Origin of the sequence: Rhizobium sp. Leaf311, assembly GCF_001423445.1 — a bacterium.
Taxonomy (GTDB): domain Bacteria; phylum Pseudomonadota; class Alphaproteobacteria; order Rhizobiales; family Rhizobiaceae; genus Agrobacterium.
The window spans coordinates 455,194-471,855 of sequence record NZ_LMNZ01000004.1; the positions used below are offsets into that span (position 1 = coordinate 455,194).

General features: G+C 59.0%; 15 protein-coding genes. 11 read left to right on the forward strand and 4 right to left on the reverse strand.

The genetic code is table 11. The annotated features are described in order from the left end of the window. Positions 1 to 53: 53 nt before the first annotated feature. Positions 54 to 296 carry a type II toxin-antitoxin system ParD family antitoxin gene (locus ASF69_RS07900; protein WP_062587221.1) on the reverse strand — a complete coding sequence of 81 codons (243 nt, stop codon included), beginning with the start codon at positions 294 to 296 and terminating at the stop codon, positions 54 to 56. 456 nt (positions 297 to 752) lie between these two features. Between ASF69_RS07900 and betI the strand changes: the two genes are divergently transcribed. From betI to ASF69_RS07920, 4 genes are all read left to right on the forward strand, one after another. Next, entirely contained in the window at positions 753 to 1,379 is a 627-nt protein-coding gene (gene betI, locus ASF69_RS07905; protein WP_062586752.1) for a transcriptional regulator BetI, read from the forward strand. A gap of 16 nt (positions 1,380 to 1,395) precedes the next feature. Next, positions 1,396 to 2,859, forward strand: a complete 1,464-nt coding sequence (gene betB, locus ASF69_RS07910; protein ID WP_200939062.1) for a betaine-aldehyde dehydrogenase — start codon at positions 1,396 to 1,398, stop codon at positions 2,857 to 2,859. A 61-nt stretch (positions 2,860 to 2,920) separates the two neighbouring features. Further along, positions 2,921 to 4,573: a choline dehydrogenase gene (betA, locus tag ASF69_RS07915; protein ID WP_062586754.1), complete on the forward strand. Its 1,653-nt coding sequence runs from the start codon at positions 2,921 to 2,923 to the stop codon at positions 4,571 to 4,573. A 106-nt stretch (positions 4,574 to 4,679) separates the two neighbouring features. Beyond that, positions 4,680 to 6,038: a chloride channel protein gene (locus ASF69_RS07920; protein ID WP_062586755.1), complete on the forward strand. Its 1,359-nt coding sequence runs from the start codon at positions 4,680 to 4,682 to the stop codon at positions 6,036 to 6,038. Here ASF69_RS07920 and ASF69_RS07925 read toward each other — a convergent pair. Then, positions 6,023 to 6,778, reverse strand: coding sequence for a DUF3750 domain-containing protein (locus tag ASF69_RS07925; protein ID WP_062587222.1), 756 nt, complete (start codon positions 6,776 to 6,778; stop codon positions 6,023 to 6,025). The genes ASF69_RS07920 and ASF69_RS07925 overlap by 16 nt on opposite strands. A 75-nt stretch (positions 6,779 to 6,853) precedes the next feature. On the opposite strand from ASF69_RS07925, the gene ASF69_RS07930 reads away from it, so the two are divergent. After that, complete coding sequence (locus tag ASF69_RS07930; protein WP_062586756.1) at positions 6,854 to 7,855, forward strand: asparaginase; 1,002 nt, start codon at positions 6,854 to 6,856, stop codon at positions 7,853 to 7,855. On the opposite strand, the gene ASF69_RS07935 is transcribed toward ASF69_RS07930, so the two are convergent. After that, on the reverse strand, positions 7,856 to 8,515 hold the full coding sequence (locus ASF69_RS07935) for a glutathione S-transferase family protein (RefSeq protein WP_062586757.1): 660 nt from the start codon (positions 8,513 to 8,515) through the stop codon (positions 7,856 to 7,858). Between the two features lie 328 nt (positions 8,516 to 8,843). Here ASF69_RS07935 and ASF69_RS07940 point away from each other — a divergent pair, with 328 nt between their 5' ends. Both ASF69_RS07940 and ASF69_RS07945 read left to right on the forward strand, forming a co-directional pair. Next, positions 8,844 to 10,304, forward strand: a complete 1,461-nt coding sequence (locus tag ASF69_RS07940; RefSeq protein ID WP_062586758.1) for a diguanylate cyclase — start codon at positions 8,844 to 8,846, stop codon at positions 10,302 to 10,304. Positions 10,305 to 10,481: 177 nt separating this feature from the next. Beyond that, positions 10,482 to 10,679 (forward strand): hypothetical protein, encoded by a 198-nt coding sequence (locus ASF69_RS07945; protein ID WP_062586759.1) that lies wholly within the window; start codon positions 10,482 to 10,484, stop codon positions 10,677 to 10,679. Between the two features lie 33 nt (positions 10,680 to 10,712). Here ASF69_RS07945 and ASF69_RS07950 read toward each other — a convergent pair whose 3' ends face one another. Next, positions 10,713 to 11,204, reverse strand: a complete 492-nt coding sequence (locus ASF69_RS07950) for a MarR family transcriptional regulator (RefSeq protein ID WP_113169797.1) — start codon at positions 11,202 to 11,204, stop codon at positions 10,713 to 10,715. Positions 11,205 to 11,369: 165 nt separating this feature from the next. Here ASF69_RS07950 and ASF69_RS07955 point away from each other — a divergent pair, with 165 nt between their 5' ends. From ASF69_RS07955 to ASF69_RS07970, 4 genes are all read left to right on the forward strand, one after another. Continuing rightward, positions 11,370 to 12,896, forward strand: a complete 1,527-nt coding sequence (locus ASF69_RS07955; protein ID WP_062586761.1) for an MDR family MFS transporter — start codon at positions 11,370 to 11,372, stop codon at positions 12,894 to 12,896. An 81-nt stretch (positions 12,897 to 12,977) separates the two neighbouring features. Continuing rightward, positions 12,978 to 13,988 (forward strand): ligase-associated DNA damage response exonuclease, encoded by a 1,011-nt coding sequence (locus tag ASF69_RS07960; protein WP_062586762.1) that lies wholly within the window; start codon positions 12,978 to 12,980, stop codon positions 13,986 to 13,988. A 4-nt stretch (positions 13,989 to 13,992) separates the two neighbouring features. Beyond that, on the forward strand, positions 13,993 to 15,618 hold the full coding sequence (locus ASF69_RS07965; protein WP_062586763.1) for a cisplatin damage response ATP-dependent DNA ligase: 1,626 nt from the start codon (positions 13,993 to 13,995) through the stop codon (positions 15,616 to 15,618). Between the two features lie 89 nt (positions 15,619 to 15,707). Next, positions 15,708 to 16,646: an alpha/beta fold hydrolase gene (locus tag ASF69_RS07970; protein ID WP_062586764.1), complete on the forward strand. Its 939-nt coding sequence runs from the start codon at positions 15,708 to 15,710 to the stop codon at positions 16,644 to 16,646. The last annotated feature ends 16 nt before the right edge of the window (positions 16,647 to 16,662 follow it).

Consider the following 16,662-nt stretch of genomic DNA (forward strand, 5'->3'; position numbering starts at 1 on the left):
CATGACATGTCTGCGACGCACTAAAACAGACATCATTGAGAAACATCAAGATGCTAGGCTTGGCGCCGTTTCTGCGCGTGAGCCGCGTAAAGCTCTGCGACATTCAGCTGTTCATCATGGGGAAGAGGGGCTGTCCGCTCGTTGCGGTGGCGATTGCTGCCGGCGGCAACGGTGTCTACCCAAAGCCGCAATGCCGCGCGAACGACTTCGCTACCTGAGGCATAGTCGCCAGCCATCACGGCTTCGCGCATTTTTGCCGCCTGTTCCGGCGAAATGGATACGGTTACCATTGGCATCATCTCTCTCCCTTTTTTGACGAGCCGTTCGGCACAGGTGCCGGGCAGCATCGTTTTGGCCTTTTTTCTCGTCCGTCGCCGGCCTTTTGCAGCGGACTTTACTGTCTGGATGGCGCATATTTCACAGATGCGCCGGGAGGAACGTTCATCCCCCGGTTCGGTTCCTGCAAAGTCTTGAAATTGATGTGAAAACTGGACCAGCGACGGGGCCGTCCAAGCGAATGTCTTCGCCAGCACAGGTCTGCGACAGGCCGTGGGTATGTATTGTCAAGCGAATGCGATCGGTCATGCGATGCGACCTTCCATCTGCCAGTTGGTCAGAGCCTATCACAATCGCACCATAGAACAACGTGTTCAGACTGCTTTGACATGGCGCAAAGCACACTTTTCCGTGTCGCATTTATTATTGATTGATCAGTCAATCAATAATAAATTGACCACCAAAGGAGAAGGCCAATGCCAAAACTCGGAATGGAGCCCTTGCGCAAAAAGGCCCTGATGGATGCAGCCTTGCGGACCATCGGTCAAAACGGGTCCCTCAACGTCACCATGTCGGATATCGCCCGCGAAGCAGGGGTCTCGGCGGCGCTTGCGCATCATTATTTCGGCAGCAAGCAGAAGCTGCTTCTCGAAACCATCCGCAGTCTGCTGCGCGCCCTGCGCCGAGATGCGATTGCGGCGCTCGCGCAGGCCTCCGGTCCTCGCGCGCGGCTGAGCGCCATCGTCCGTGTGTCGTTCCAGAGCGACCAGTTCACCAGCGAAACCGTGGCGGCGTGGCTGGCCTTTTATGTCGAAGCGCAGCGTTCCGACGAGATGCGTCGGCTGCTGATCACCTATACGCGGCGTCTGCGCTCCAACATCATGGATAGTCTCAACCGCCTCTGCCCACCCGATGATGCGGCACGGATTGCCGAGGGGGCAGCGGCGTTGATCGATGGGCTCTACATTCGCCACAGCCTTCACGCCGCTCCGCTCGGACTGGCCGCAGCCCCGGCGCTGGTCGAAAATTATTTCGATACGCAGCTCAGACCCTTTTCGGACGCGCCCGCAACAGACGGCAAACCGTCCATTCGCATTCTTTGAGGACCACGACATGACACTGAAAGCCCAACCAAAAGCCTCGCACTTCATCGACGGTGCCTATGTCGAGGACGCAGATGGCGCGATCTTCGAGAGCATCTACCCTGCGACGGGTGAGGTCGTGGCGCGGCTGCACGCGGCCACCCCGGCCATCGTGGAGCGCGCGGTAGCATCCGCCAAGCAGGCGCAGAAAGAATGGGCTTCCATGAGCCCCACCGCACGCGGCCGCATCCTGCGCCGTGCCGCCGATATCATCCGCGAGCGCAACCGCGAACTGTCAGAGCTGGAAACGCTCGATACCGGCAAGCCCATTCAGGAAACAATCGTTGCCGATTCCACCTCGGGCGCGGATTCATTCGAATTCTTTGGCGGCATCGCGCCATCTGCCCTCAACGGCGACTACATCCCGCTTGGCGGCGATTTTGCCTATACGAAGCGCGTTCCGCTCGGCGTCTGCGTCGGCATCGGTGCGTGGAACTATCCGCAGCAGATCGCCTGCTGGAAGGCGGCCCCAGCCCTGGTCGCAGGCAATGCCATGGTCTTCAAGCCATCGGAAAATACACCGCTCGGCGCGCTAAAAATTGCTGAGATTCTGATTGAGGCCGGTTTGCCGAAGGGCTTGTTCAACGTCATCCAAGGGGACCGCGAGACAGGCCCGCTGCTCGTCAACCATCCTGACGTGGCCAAGGTCTCTCTGACAGGCTCGGTGCCAACAGGCCGGAAGGTGGCCGCTGCCGCTGCCGGTCAACTCAAGCATGTCACCATGGAACTGGGCGGCAAATCGCCACTCATCGTGTTCGACGATGCCGATATCGACAGCGCGGTTGGCGGTGCGATGCTCGGCAACTTCTATTCCTCCGGTCAGGTCTGCTCCAACGGCACGCGCGTCTTCGTGCAGCGCGGCGCAAAGCAGCGTTTCCTCGACAACCTGAAAAGCCGCACGGATGCCATGGTCATCGGCGACCCCATGGATGAGGCAACCCAGATCGGCCCGCTGGTTTCCAAAGCGCAGCAGGAAAAGGTGCTCGCCTATATCGAAAAGGGCAAGGCCGAAGGCGCAACGCTGATTACCGGTGGCGGCATTCCCAACCACGTTGCGGGCGAGGGCGCCTATGTCCAGCCGACTGTCTTTGCTGACGTGACGGATGGCATGACCATTGCGCGCGAGGAAATCTTCGGACCGGTCATGTGCGTTCTGGATTTCGATGATGAGGACGAGGTCATCGTCCGCGCCAATAACACCGAGTTCGGTCTTGCGGGCGGCGTTTTCACCGCTGACATTTCCCGTGCCCACCGCGTGGTTGACCAGCTGGAGGCGGGCACGCTGTGGATCAACACCTACAATCTCTGCCCTGTCGAAATGCCCTTCGGCGGCTCCAAGCAGTCCGGCTTCGGGCGGGAAAACTCTGCGGCTGCCCTCAGTCACTATAGTGAGTTGAAGACGGTCTACGTAGCGACGGGCAAGGTAGACGCGCCTTACTGACCCGCCAGTCGGAGCGGACACCCCACCCGGACCCACGCTGATTTTTTAGAGAGCAACCGCAATGCAGCAAGCAGATTTCGTCATCGTCGGCTCGGGTTCCGCAGGGTCCGCCATGGCCTATCGTCTGTCGGAAGACGGGCGTTACTCGGTCATCGTCATCGAGGCAGGCGGAACGGATTTCGGTCCCTTTATCCAGATGCCCGCCGCGCTTGCCTGGCCAATGAGCATGAAGCGTTACAATTGGGGCTATTACTCAGAGCCGGAGCCGAACCTCAACAATCGCCGCATCACCGCTCCGCGCGGCAAGGTCATTGGTGGGTCATCATCCATCAATGGTCTCGTCTATGTCCGCGGCCATGCCGAAGACTTCAACCGCTGGGAGGAACTTGGCGCGCACGGCTGGTCCTATGCGGATGTGCTGCCCTATTTCAAGCGAATGGAAACCAGCCATGGCGGCGAAGAGGGTTGGCGCGGCACGGATGGGCCCTTGCATGTGCAGCGCGGGCCTGTGAAGAACCCGCTGTTCCATGCCTTCGTGCAGGCAGGCGCACAGGCGGGTTTCGAACTGACGGACGATTATAACGGCTCCAAGCAGGAGGGCTTCGGCCTGATGGAGCAGACCATTCACAATGGTCGCCGCTGGTCCGCCGCCAACGCCTATCTCAGACCGGCGCTGAAACACGGCAATGTCACACTGGTCAAGGGCTTTGCCCGCAAGATCGTCATTGAAAACGGTCGCGCAACCGGCGTTGAGGTGGAGCGCCGGGGTGCCATCGAGACCATAGGCGCAAACCGCGAGGTGATCGTCGCTGCCTCATCCTTCAATTCGCCCAAGCTGCTGATGTTGTCGGGCATCGGCCCCGCCCGGCACCTGCAGGAACTCGGCATCGAGGTGAAGGCAGACCGGCCCGGTGTGGGCGAAAATCTCCAGGATCATATGGAGTTCTATTTCCAGCAGGTTTCCACCAAGCCGGTCTCCCTCTATTCGTGGCTGCCGTGGTTCTGGCAGGGCGTGGCGGGCGCGCAATGGCTGGTGACGAAGGGTGGGCTCGGCGCTTCCAACCAGTTCGAGGCCTGTGCCTTCCTGCGCTCCGAGCCCGGATTGAAGCAGCCGGATATCCAGTTCCATTTCCTGCCGGTCGCCATTTCCTATGATGGTAAGGCAGCGGCCAAAAGCCACGGTTTTCAGGTTCATGTCGGCTATAATCTGTCAAAATCGCGCGGCAATGTCACGCTTGCCTCCAGCGATCCCAAGGACGATCCCGTCATCCGCTTCAATTATATGAGCCATCGGCAAGACTGGGAGAAGTTCCGCCATTGCGTGCGCCTGACGCGGGAAATCTTCAGCCAGAAGGCATTCGACGACTATCGCGGACCGGAAATTCAGCCGGGCGAGGGTGTCCAGTCCGATGAGGATATCGACGCCTTCCTGCGCGAGCATCTCGAAAGCGCCTACCATCCCTGCGGCACCTGCAAAATGGGCGACCGCAACGACCCGATGGCGGTGGTCGATCCGGAATGCAGGGTCATCGGCGTGGAGGGTCTTCGCGTCGCCGACAGTTCCATCTTTCCGCATGTGACCTACGGCAATCTCAACGGCCCGTCGATCATGACCGGAGAAAAGGCTTCCGACCATATTCTCGGAAAACAGCCTTTGCCCCGCTCAAATCAGGAGCCATGGAGCAACCCGCGCGCAGCAGTTAGTGATCGGTAAAAGCCACTGGCGCCCAAGTCTTCTTGATAATTGTCAGGGTTAAGGTTGCAATCGCGGCGCTGCGGTTCGATAAGGAAGGTCTCTCCCAGACGACAGAAAAGCTGCCATGCCCGCCAGATATAGAAAAATGAAGATGTTGCGCCGTACCCGTGTGGTGTGGGGTAACTGGCAGGTGTGGAAGCCGCGTGCGATTTTCTGGACCGGTGCGCTTGCCGTCGGTGTGATCAGTGTCGCCTTTGCAAAAATGGCGGACTGGGCGCAGCATCTGTTCTTCTCGGTAACATCGTCGGGTACGTGGGCCTTTCTGCTGCCGCTTCTCATCACGCCGATTGGCTTTGCCCTCTGCGCCTGGCTGTCCATCAAGGTCTTCCCCAATTCCGGCGGCAGCGGCATTCCGCAGGCCATCGCGGCGCGACATTTTCACGAGGATGAGGATCGCTCCCGCCTGCTGTCGCTGAAACTGGCGTTCGGCAAGATTATTCTGACGATTGCAGGTCTTCTGTCCGGGGCATCGATCGGGCGTGAGGGGCCGACCGTGCAGGTGGGTGCCTCCATCATGCTGCAGGCAGCAAGGCTTGGCGGCATGGCGCAGGCCAGAGGTCTTATTCTGGCGGGCTCGGCCGCCGGCATCGCTGCCGCTTTCAACACGCCGCTCGCAGGCATTGTCTTCGCCATCGAGGAAATGGGCCGTACCTATGAAGCGCGGTCCAACGGGCTCGTGCTCACGGCGGTCATTCTCTCTGGTCTGGCGTCGCTTGGCCTTGTCGGCACCTATACCTATTTCGGAACGAGCAGCGTCTCGGCCCAGACCGTAGCCGACTGGGGGCTGGTGCTGGTCTGCGGGATCGGAGGCGGATTGTTCGGTGCCGTTTTCAGCGCCTTCGCACTCAAGGCTTCGCAGCGCATTCGCCGCTGGAGCCATAGCGTGCCTCTCAAGCGTATGCTGATCGTCGCCGCTCTCTGCGGACTGGCCTCAGCCATGATTGGTGTTGCCACCGGTGGCGCGACCTTCGGCACCGGTTACGAACAGGCGCGTTCCGCTATCGAGGGTCATGCTGCCCCAAGCTTCTTCTTTCTCGAAAAGCTGGCGGCCACTTTCCTGTCGATGATGTCAGGGATTCCAGGCGGCATATTTGCGCCTTCCCTGTCTGTCGGGGCGGGCTTCGGCAGCACCGTGGCGTCGGTTCTAGGCACCAGCATCGGGCTTGGTGCCATACTGGGCATGGCGGGTTATTTTGCGGGCGTGGTTCAGGCGCCCATGACGGCCTTCGTCATCATTCTGGAGATGACGGGAAACCATGAGGCGCTGATCCCCATCATGGCCGCATCGATGCTCGGCTATCTCACATCGCGCATGGTTTCAGCAGAGCCGCTCTATCACGGCCTGTCGCGCGTCTTCATCGCGCAGGGCATAAGGGCAAAGCGGGCCAATCGCAGCGGCGAGGAACGTCACACGCCCAGCTGATAACCGGTGCCGAAATAGCCGAGGCCGGGGATCTTTATCCCGGGATTGACCACGTCGAACCCCGCGACAAGCCCAAGAAAATTCAGCTCAAAACCGCTGCGCACGCCCGCAGAGACACCCAGCAATCCGCCAAGCGAGAGGCTGATGTCCTTCCAGTCATCGGCGACATGGATGAACGCGCCATTGGGAAGATAATCGCGACCGACAGCATCGGGCGGCAGGACGACGCCCAGTTCCGGCACGCTGCGCAGCACATGAGCAACGAAGGTGTTCGAGTTCGGGCCGGGATAGATGTGGTAGCCACCGGGTTTCCCATAGGGATAATCTTCAATCGCTTTTTCGATTTTCGGTATCAGCCTTGCTGCTTCCTCTCCATGCAGCTCCAGCACGCGTCTTGGCATGTTGGAATACCAATAGGCGTCCGGCGGATAGGCGTTGCGGCGAATGGGCGTGCCCCAGCCAACCTTGTCATATCGTTCGTAACGCGCAGCACCCTCCTGCTTCGTGACGATCCAGGCATGGCTTGCAATTGAGCCCTTGAGGCCGCCGGTCATGGCCGAATAGACATAAATGGCGGCGGGGTTGTCGGCTTTGGCTTCCGGCAGAATGCCCGCCGAGGACCAGCGCGCATTGCGGTAGCCTGTCGGGTGTTCCTTCATCGCCCATAAACCGGCTGACGCCAGCGCGGGCAGAAGATAAATGAGGAAAACGGCAACGACGAAACGTTTGGCGAATTTCAATTGGGCGATCTCGTGCATCGTGGAGACAATTGCTCTAAACAATGGTGTCAAATCCGTATTTTTTGAGGCCAGACCATGCACAACCCCGTTACCGTCGAAGTCACCCGCGGCAATATTGTCGAAAGCCGCCATCGGGGCATGGCAGTGGTCGTGGATGGCGATGGTTCAGTGCTGCTGTCAGCAGGGGATGTGGATGCTGCCGTGTTCCCGCGTTCTGCCTGCAAGGCAATGCAGGCGCTGCCGCTGATCGAAAGCGGCGCTGCCGATGCCTACGGGTTCGGTAATCGCGAGCTTGCCCTTGCCTGTTCCTCGCATTCCGGCGAGGACGCCCATGTGGAACTTGCCGCCGCCATGCTCGCCAAGGCGGGACGCGATGTCGACAGCCTGGAATGCGGCGCGCACTGGTCTTCGGATCAGAAAACCATCATTCATCAGGCCCGGACACTGGAAAAGCCGACCGCACTGCATAACAACTGCTCGGGCAAGCACTCCGGTTTCGTCTGCACTTGCTGTCATACCGGCACCGATCCGCAGGGATATGTGGGCTATGACCATCCTCTCCAGAAGGAAATTCGTGCGACCATGCAAAGCCTGATGGGCGAAGCCATTGGCCACGACAATTGCGGCATCGATGGATGCTCCATTCCCAATTATGCCATTCCGCCGAAAAGCCTCGCGTACGGCTTTGCCAGAATGGCGACGGGGCAGGGGCTGGAGGCGGTCCGTGCGCAGGCATCCCGTCGTTTGATGGAGGCCTGCATGGCAGAACCCTTCTATGTGGCTGGAACTGGCCGCACCTGCACGAGGCTGATGGAAATCGATCCCGGCCGAATTTTTGCCAAGACGGGGGCGGAAGGCGTCTTCGTTGCGGCGCTTCCGCAACAGGGGCTGGCCATGGCGGTGAAATGCGAAGACGGCACCACCCGTGCCGCCGAAGCCATGATTGCAGCCCTGCTTGCGCGCTACATGGAAAAGGACAGCGCCGCACAGAACAGGATGATGGCCATGGCAAACCGTTCCATGAAGAACTGGAACGGCATCACCGTCGGCGAAATACGGGTTACCTCGGCGCTCTGATCAGGCCGCTTCGCTGTCGCGGGCGCTCCACATCGCCTTGAAGGCGGCGCGGCTCTGGCACCGGTCCAGCCAGGCCTTAACGGCCGGATTCGCCTCAAACAACGGCGTGTGCGCCTGCGCATAGCGCACGACCTCGGCAACATTGATATCGGCAACGCTGAAGCGGTTTCCGACGAGATATTCATTTTCGGAAAGATGCTGTTCCAGAACCTTGAAAGGACGGCGCAGAAGGCGCGCGGCCACTTCTATGACGGCCTGGCCCGCATCTGTATTGGCAAGCCCCTCCGACACGGTGGACGAAATCTTCAGCGCATTGGTTTCGATTTCCGTTGCCGCGAAGAAGGACCACTGCATCATTTGCGCGTCTTCGGCCAGATCGGCGGGTGCAACGGCGGTGCCGTGCTTGCGGGCAAGATAGAGGTTGATTGCCATGGATTCGTAAAGAACCATGCCTTCATCCTCTATGCAGGGAATGGTGCCCATGGGGTTGATTGCCAGAAAGGATGGCGTCAGCGTGTTCATCGGAGCGTTGGCTGCCAGTGGATCTTCCACCCGTCTGGCCTGAATGACAGGCACCAGTTTGAAATTCAGCCCCAACTCGCCCGCCAGCCACAAGGTGCGCGTGGCGCGAGACCGGTAGACACCGTAAATTGTCAGCATTTGAAACCCCCTTCGATCGCTGCGGCCAAGCTATTGCCGGTAGCGCCAAAACGGAAGCGGGATTGTTCTTCCTATACACGTTTTTTCTAAATCTAGCACACAGCTTTCGATTGCATTTAAGTCGAATCATAGCTATCTGCGACTATATTGCAGCATAATAGTTCAATTCCAAATATACTTTCCGCTAGGGTCAGTTTAAGATCTACTTTAATAAGGCATAAGTAATTCTATGCCAATATCGCTGGCGCAGCACTGTTTGCTAGGGCATGGTGGCGATCGTGGGGCAATAATGACCGGCGAAGGTGGAACAGTTAAGGATCCTTGCGCAATGCGTGAAGAAAATAGCGCTCGCTTGCTTGACGTGCAGGCACTGGCTGCAAATCTTCTTGAACCTGGGATAGCCGATCCTCGGCTCGCTTACCTGCTCGACAACATTCCCGAAATTGTATTCCTCAAGGATATGGATGGTTACTTCACCTACCTGAATGCCGCTGCACTCGCGGGCCTCGACCATGTCCCCTTCAAGAAGGGAAGATTGACAATATTCGACATGGTTCCGCCGGATGCCGCGCGGGCTATAGACGCCATGGAACGCCGTATCATGGAGACCGGCGAAAGCGTTTATGACGCAGAGGAGCGCATCTGCAAGGATGGAAATATCCGCTGGTTTTCAGCCAGTCGCATTCCCATTCGCGACGCGCAGGGAAACATCATCGGCCTGGCCGGTATCTCGCGCGATATCACCGCCGCCAAATGGCAGGAAACATTGCGCCGCAGCCACGCCTCGCTGCTGGAGATGATTGTCCACGGTCAGCCCTTGCCGACAATTCTTGAGGGTGCGGTCAATACTGTCGAAAACATTCTGGATAATCTGCGCGGTTCCGTTCTGCTGGTCGAGCAGGGGCGCCTGCGAAACGGCGCAGCGCCATCGCTGCCTGCGGCCTATACGGCACTCATCGATGGCATCGAGATAGGTCCCGAGGTGGGCTCCTGCGGCACGGCAGCCTGGCATAGAGAGCCCGTCTATGTCAGCGATACCTATCAGGACAGGCTCTGGAAAAACTATGTGGACACCGCAATGCTTCACGGTCTGCGCTCCTGTTGGTCCACGCCCATCTTTGGAAATGGCGGAGTGCTTCTTGGCACGTTTGCGCTCTATTCCGGCACTGTCAGGATGCCGACCCAGATTGAAAAAGAAATCATCGAGATGGCGACGAATATCGCCGGGATCGCGATTGACCGACGCCGCGCTGAAGACCGTGTGCATTTCCTCGCGCATCACGATCCTCTGACGGGGCTTTCCAACCGTAACCTGTTCTGGAGCCAGTTTCATCGGGCCATCCACGAAGCCAGACGCGAAGACCGGCTGGTTGCGGTCAGCTATATCGATCTCGATAATTTCAAGGAAATCAACGATCTGCACGGACATGCGGTCGGAGACCTCGTATTGCGCACTCTTGCAGAACGGATCACCAGCTGCATTCGCGCCTCCGATATTGCCGTCAGGCTTGGCGGTGACGAGTTTGCCATCATCTTCAGCAACCCGAGGCATGATGAAATCGGGATATTGAACAGGTTGGAGAGCATCCGCAAACGCGCGGCAGAGCCCATTCCAATCGAAAACGGATCGGTCAGCGTCACCTGTTCGTCCGGCACGGCTTTTTACCCCGGCGATGGAGACACGCCGGAGGCTTTGCTCGCAAAGGCGGATGCGGCCATGTATCAGGCCAAGAAGCAGGGCAGGAACGGTGTGCGCTTCTTCGACCAGACCTTCGGATCGGGCATCTGACGCCTGCGGCAGTTTGCCTCAAAGCGTATGAAATTCTGGCATAAGCTATTGTCATAATTGATTATTATGCAAGTCGAGCAAGGCGCAGAACGCCGTTCGACTACCCGCGTTTGATCTCGCGCAATTTCAGCAACCGAGCATATCGTACTCTGCCATCGACAAAAGATGGAGATTCCGATGAGAGATTCGCAGACAGTTTTCGATAGCATGATGACGCCCGTCTATGCGGGCGCTGCAATCGCGCTGCTCCTGTCTGTCCGGCAGGTTGATGCATGGCAGAAATCGCGCCGCCACCACCAGACGCAGGCTGCGTTGCGCAAGGACGGTCCGGTCAAAACGGCGGCTCCAGCGAGCGTGAAAGCCGCGCTGCCCTGAACGCGCCTTTCGCCTGTCAGCTGAATTTGAGGACTAGCTGCGGGGAGGGCAGACCCTTGTCTCGCCCGTCAGACTGACGGCATCCGGCATCAGGCGCTTTTCGAATCGACCGATGAAGCGGTCGAACAATCTGGCAAAGGCTTCCACATCGTCAGCGGGCCAGTCGCTGACGACATCATTGATGATGCTGATCTTTGCGCTGTGCATTTCCGCAAGAATGCTGCTGCCCAGGGGGGTGATCTCGATCACGCTGCGGCGTCCGTCCTCCTGACAGACATCACGTTTGAGCAGGCCCCGGCCTACCATTTCCGCGACGACGCGACTGCCGCGCGACGGATCGAGGCGCATCGCTTCGGCAATCGAACCGACGGTCGATGGCATGTCTGCGCGGCGAACGATATCGAGCACATCGATATGGGAAAGCTCCAGCCCCGGTGCCAGCTTGGCAATGGCCATGCGGCCGATCACCCGCCGCCCGATCATCAAACGCATACGTGTCATCGTATTGCTGATATCCAGCACCATGTCGGGATCAGCCTTTCCCAAATTCTGCGCCGCTGCTGCGTGCTCGTTCATATCCCTGCAATCCCCGAACAACTCATCCGTAACTATAGCACATACACGATAATGTGCCATTGACATATATGTGCTAAAGTCACATAAATTGCACATCAAGCGTGAGACCCTCCCATGGATATGTCTGTTACGCCTGTGGCGCCTCTTGTTCCGGACCGCCGTCGCAGGCTCGTTGTTTTCTTCTTTCTGATGTTTGCCATGTTCATGGCGACGCTCGACAACCAGATTGTATCGACGGCATTGCCGACGATTGTCGGGGAGTTTGGCGCGCTGGAGCGGTTTGGCTGGATTGGCTCGGCCTATCTTCTGGCCATGAGCGCTGTCATGCCCGTCTATGGCAAGCTGGGAGACCTCTTTGGACGCAAATATGTGATGATGGCCTCCATCGTCATCTTCACGGCGGGTTCGCTGGCCTGCGGGCTTGCATGGTCCATGGACTCGCTGATTGCGGCCCGCGTGCTGCAAGGTCTTGGCGGCGGCGGCATCATGGTGTCCATATTCTCCGTCAATGCGGATCTGTTCGAGCCCCGCGAAAGAGCCCGGTATCAGAGCTATTCCAGCCTTGTCATCATGGCGTCCGGCAGCGTCGGTCCCATTCTGGGCGGCACCATGAGCGACCTGTTCGGATGGCGCTCCATCTTCCTCATCAACCTGCCCATCGGCATCATCGTGCTGACCGGACTGGCCTTCATGCTGCCCTATCGCAGGCCGGACCGGCAGCCGAAGATCGACTATCTCGGTGCCATTCTTCTTGCGCTGACCATTTCCAGCGTCGTCCTCTGGGCCGACAGCTCGCAGCTTTTCGGCTCCATCTTCGCGTGGCAGAGCCTTGGCATTGTCGCCTTCGGTGCCGTGACAGCCTATCTCTGGGTACAGGTGGAGCGCCGCGCTCCAGAACCTGTCGTGCCGTTACGGTTGTTCAAGGACAGCACATTCCCGCTGTTCATGATCATTTCGCTGGTCAGCGGCGGTCTGGGCATCGGCATGGTCAACTACTATGCGCTGTTCCTGCAAACGACCACCGGCCTGTCGCCGTCGTCTGCCGGCCTTTTCTTCATCGCCGTGGCTGGCGGCATCGTCATGGGCTCTTTGACCGCAGGGCGGCTGATTTCGAAAACCGGCAGCTACAAGATATTCTCCATCATCAGCCTGTCGATCGCTGTCGTGGCCATGCTAAGCCTGTCGCAGGCCCATGCCGGCACTCCGCTTTTCGTCATCGCCATCATTCTGTTTGCGCAAGGTCTGGGCGTTGGCCTTGGCCAGCAGGCACCCATCATCGGGGTCCAGAATTCGGCACCCCGCACGGATGTGGGTGCCGCAAGCGGAGCGGTCTCCCTGACCCGCATGGGCGGAGCGGCCATCACCATCTCCATCTATGGCGCAATCATCTCCGCCAATCTGAAGGGGGCGGGTGGCGACATTCCCGGCGTCGGCAAGATACAGGAACTGACGCCAAAGATGCTGGCAGAACTGCCGGCGGCTTCACAGGCTGCGGTGGCAAATCTCTATGCCGGTGCGTTCACGCCGTTGTTTCTCGCCGCCGCTGCCACAGCCGTTATCGGTCTGATTGCTGCGCTGTCCCTGAAAAATGTCCGGCTGCCAGCCGCGGTGGTTGAAAAACCGACGGCTGCGGTAGAGTAGGGTTCATCGAAAACATGGCGGGTGAGGAACGGGTTGCCAATGTGAGCGTTTCTTCCATCCACGCCGTCATCGAATGAGCCCATGAAGCCAGACAAATTGCTCTACCCCACGCCAAAGGGACTTTATTGCCCGGTAGGCGACTTTTACGTGGATCCAGTTCGCCCGGTTCCGCGCGCCTTGATCACGCATGGTCACTCCGACCATGCCCGCGCGGGGCATGAGAAGGTGCTGGCGACGCGCCAGACGCTCGACATCATGCGCATCCGCTACGGCGAGGATTTCACATCGAGCGAGCAGGCGGTAGGCTTTGGCGAGACGGTTGAGGTAAACGGCGTAAAAGTTGGCTTCCACCCGGCGGGGCATGTCCTTGGTTCGGCCCAGATTTCCATCGAACACGCTGGCACGCGCATCGTTGCGTCAGGCGATTACAAGCGTGGTGTCGACCCCACCTGCGCACCCTTCGAGCCGGTCAAATGCGATGTCTTCATCACCGAGGCGACCTTTGGACTTCCGGTCTTTCACCATCCCAAACCCGCCCGCGAGATTGCCAAGCTGCTGACATCCATTCGGCAGTTTCCCGAAAGAACCCATCTAGTCGGGGCCTACTCCCTCGGCAAGGCGCAGCGGGTGCTGCGCCTCCTGCGCGACAATGGTTATCGCGAGCCCGTCTATATTCATGGCGCGCTGGCACGGCTGTGCGACTACTATATTTCGCAGGGTATAGATCTGGGAGAGCTCAAGCCAGCCACGCTTGAAAAGAGCAATCCAGCCCAGTTCAAGGGTGCAATCGTCGTTGGGCCTCCATCCGCCTTTCAGGAAAAATGGGCCCGTCGCTTCAACGAACCGCTGATCTCCTTCGCGTCAGGTTGGATGATGGTGCGCCAGCGCGCAAAGCAGGGTGGCGTGGAATTGCCTCTTGTTATCTCCGATCATTGCGACTGGCCGGAACTGCTGGAAACGATCAAGGAAGTTGCGCCGTCTCAGGTCTGGGTCACGCATGGGCGCGAGGAGGCGCTGGTGCGATGGTGCGAGTTGCAGGGCATTCCGGCAAGGCCGCTGCATCTTGTCGGCTACGAGGACGAGGGGGATTGATGGTATGAAGTCTTTCGCAAACCTCCTCGACCGTCTGGTGCTGACCCCATCGCGCAATGGCAAGCTGAAGCTGCTGACAGACTATTTCCGCGATGCGCCCGATCCCGACAGGGGATATGGGCTGGCCGCTATCGCGGGTACGCTCGACCTCAAGAGCATCAAGCCCGCCATGCTGCGCGAGCTGGTTCTCGAGCGAATGGACGATGTCCTGTTTCGCTATTCCTATGACTATGTGGGCGACCTTGCCGAGACCATCTCGCTTGTCTGGGACACCAGCCAGAATGCGGATGTTCCGCAAGCCGATGATCCTGGTCTTGGCGAAGTCATTGCCATGATGAATGCGCTGGGCCGCACCGAAGTCCGCTCCGCTGTGCGCGATCTCCTGGACAGGCTCGACACATCTTCTCGCTTTGCTTTTCTAAAGCTCGTCACCGGCGGCCTGCGCATCGGCGTCTCGGCACGGCTTGCGCGGCAGGCCCTGGCTGATTTCGGTGAGCGCGATATCACGGAAATCGAAACCCTGTGGCATGGTCTTGAACCGCCTTATGAGCCCCTCTTTGCCTGGCTCGAGGGCAAGGCAGAGCGCCCTGTTCTGGCTACTCCCGCGATCTTTCACTCCGTCATGCTGTCAACGCCCGTTGGCGACAACGATCTGCAAAACCTCATCCCGGAGGATTTTGTCGCGGAGTGGAAGTGGGACGGGATTCGTGTCCAGCTTTCCCGCTCGGGCGATACGAAAAAGCTCTACTCCCGCTCCGGCGACGACATTTCCGGGGCCTTCCCTGACATTCTCGAAACGGTCAATTTCGAGGGCGTGATGGATGGCGAGTTGCTGATTGGCGGTACCGCGCGCTCCAACAACGCCACGCGCACCTTTTCCGACCTTCAACAGCGTCTGAACCGCAAGACCGTCACGGGCAAGATGCTGGAGGAATATCCCGCCTTCATCCGCGCCTACGATCTTCTGTTCGACGGGGAGGAGGATATCCGCGGCGAGACATTCCTCCAGCGGCGTGAAAAGCTGAAGGGGCTAATTGACGGTGCCCCGCATGATCGTTTCGACCTGTCTCCGCTCGTGCCATTCACGAGTTGGGACGAACTGGAGATGCTGCGCAAAGCACCGCCCGATCCTGTCATTGAAGGCGTCATGATCAAGCGCAAGGACAGCATCTATCAGGCCGGGCGCGCCAAAGGTCCGTGGTTCAAGTGGAAGCGAGACCCCTTCAACATCGATGCGGTGATGATGTACGCGCAGCGCGGCCACGGCAAACGCTCCAGCTATTATTCGGATTTCACCTTCGGCGTCTGGTCGGAAAACGAGGATGGCGAGCAGCTTGTGCCCGTGGGCAAAGCCTATTTTGGTTTCACGGACGCGGAACTCGAGGTGCTGGACAAGTTTGTGCGCGACAACACCGTCGAACGTTTCGGTCCGGTCCGCGCAGTTCGCGCAACGCCGGAGTTCGGCTTCGTTCTGGAGGTGGCGTTCGAAGGGATCAACCGCTCCAATCGCCATAAATCCGGTGTCGCCATGCGGTTTCCACGCATTGCCAGATTGCGCGCCGACAAGCTTCCGTCAGAGGCAGACCGCCTGTCGACACTCGTCGCCATGATCGATGAAAAGGCTGAGTGATGAATTTACCCTTTCGAAACATTAACTAGACAATCGCGGAACGGAGTGATGAAATTGCACTGTGCGCAACGCTGTTTGGGTCATCGCATATGAAAGATCGATCACCGCCATCTGCCATGGGCAGTTCCCTATCGCGACGCTCCATCCTTGCGGGTGCCGCAGGTTTGACCGCAGCGGCATGTCTTCCCGGAGTTGCCGGTGCCAGCCTTGTGATGCCCGATGTCATGCCGTTCGAGCATGATGACTACGCGCACGCCAGGAAGCGCTTCCACACCCATCTCGTCAAAAAGATCTCGGCTCCGGAAAAATCGTCACCGCTCGGCACGCCCGAGGGTGGACGTCGTGTGACCTATCCCGGCGGCCCGAACGGCTCCATCGAGCTTGTTGCCTGGCTTTCCGACTACACGCCCACGACCAAGCTGAAACCGGCAGTCCTGTTTCTCCATGGCGGCAACGCCACCGGGGAGGGGCACTGGGCGCTGATGAGGCCCTATTGGGAAGCGGGATATGTCGTCCTTTTGCCCACCTTCCGCGGTGAAAACGGCCAGCAGGGCAATTATTCCGGCTTTTATGACGAAACATCCGATGCGCTTGCCGCAGCGACCTATCTCGAAAACCTGCCGGGAGTGGACAAGGACCGCATCTATCTCGCTGGCCACTCCAATGGCGGCACCCTGTCGCTGCTCGCATCCATGGTGCGGCAGTTCCGCGCCTCGGTTCCGATTTCAGCCGGTGTCAATTCCTGGCGCTATTTCAATCGTTATTCCGATGAACTGTGTTTTGACGAGAGCAATCCGCAGGAATTCATCATGCGCTCGTCGGTCTGCTTCGGGCCAAGCCTGAAATGCCCGACTCTGCTGTTGCGTGGAACGGAAGAGCGCCCCTTCGATGCCGACCATAAATTGCTGATGGAGCGCGCCCGTTCCGCCGGAATGCGGATCGACAACATGCTGCTGCAAGGCACCCACAATGGCGTGGTGCCCGGTGCGGTGGCGGAAAGCATACGCTTCTTCAGTCAGTTTGGCTGAAGAAGCGCCAAACTGA

Excerpts from the sequence above, each read along its gene's own strand:
- ASF69_RS07900 (WP_062587221.1), bottom strand. The coding sequence starts at position 296 with ATGCCAATGGTAACCGTATCCATTTCGCCGGAACAGGCGGCAAAAATG.
- betI (WP_062586752.1), top strand. The coding sequence starts at position 753 with ATGCCAAAACTCGGAATGGAGCCCTTGCGCAAAAAGGCCCTGATGGAT.
- betA (WP_062586754.1), top strand. The coding sequence starts at position 2,921 with ATGCAGCAAGCAGATTTCGTCATCGTCGGCTCGGGTTCCGCAGGGTCC.
- ASF69_RS07920 (WP_062586755.1), top strand. The coding sequence starts at position 4,680 with ATGCCCGCCAGATATAGAAAAATGAAGATGTTGCGCCGTACCCGTGTG.
- ASF69_RS07930 (WP_062586756.1), top strand. The coding sequence starts at position 6,854 with ATGCACAACCCCGTTACCGTCGAAGTCACCCGCGGCAATATTGTCGAA.
- ASF69_RS07935 (WP_062586757.1), bottom strand. The coding sequence starts at position 8,515 with ATGCTGACAATTTACGGTGTCTACCGGTCTCGCGCCACGCGCACCTTG.
- ASF69_RS07940 (WP_062586758.1), top strand. The coding sequence starts at position 8,844 with ATGCGTGAAGAAAATAGCGCTCGCTTGCTTGACGTGCAGGCACTGGCT.
- ASF69_RS07945 (WP_062586759.1), top strand. The coding sequence starts at position 10,482 with ATGAGAGATTCGCAGACAGTTTTCGATAGCATGATGACGCCCGTCTAT.
- ASF69_RS07950 (WP_113169797.1), bottom strand. The coding sequence starts at position 11,204 with ATGGTGCTGGATATCAGCAATACGATGACACGTATGCGTTTGATGATC.
- ASF69_RS07955 (WP_062586761.1), top strand. The coding sequence starts at position 11,370 with ATGGATATGTCTGTTACGCCTGTGGCGCCTCTTGTTCCGGACCGCCGT.
- ASF69_RS07960 (WP_062586762.1), top strand. The coding sequence starts at position 12,978 with ATGAAGCCAGACAAATTGCTCTACCCCACGCCAAAGGGACTTTATTGC.
- ASF69_RS07965 (WP_062586763.1), top strand. The coding sequence starts at position 13,993 with ATGAAGTCTTTCGCAAACCTCCTCGACCGTCTGGTGCTGACCCCATCG.
- ASF69_RS07970 (WP_062586764.1), top strand. The coding sequence starts at position 15,708 with ATGAAAGATCGATCACCGCCATCTGCCATGGGCAGTTCCCTATCGCGA.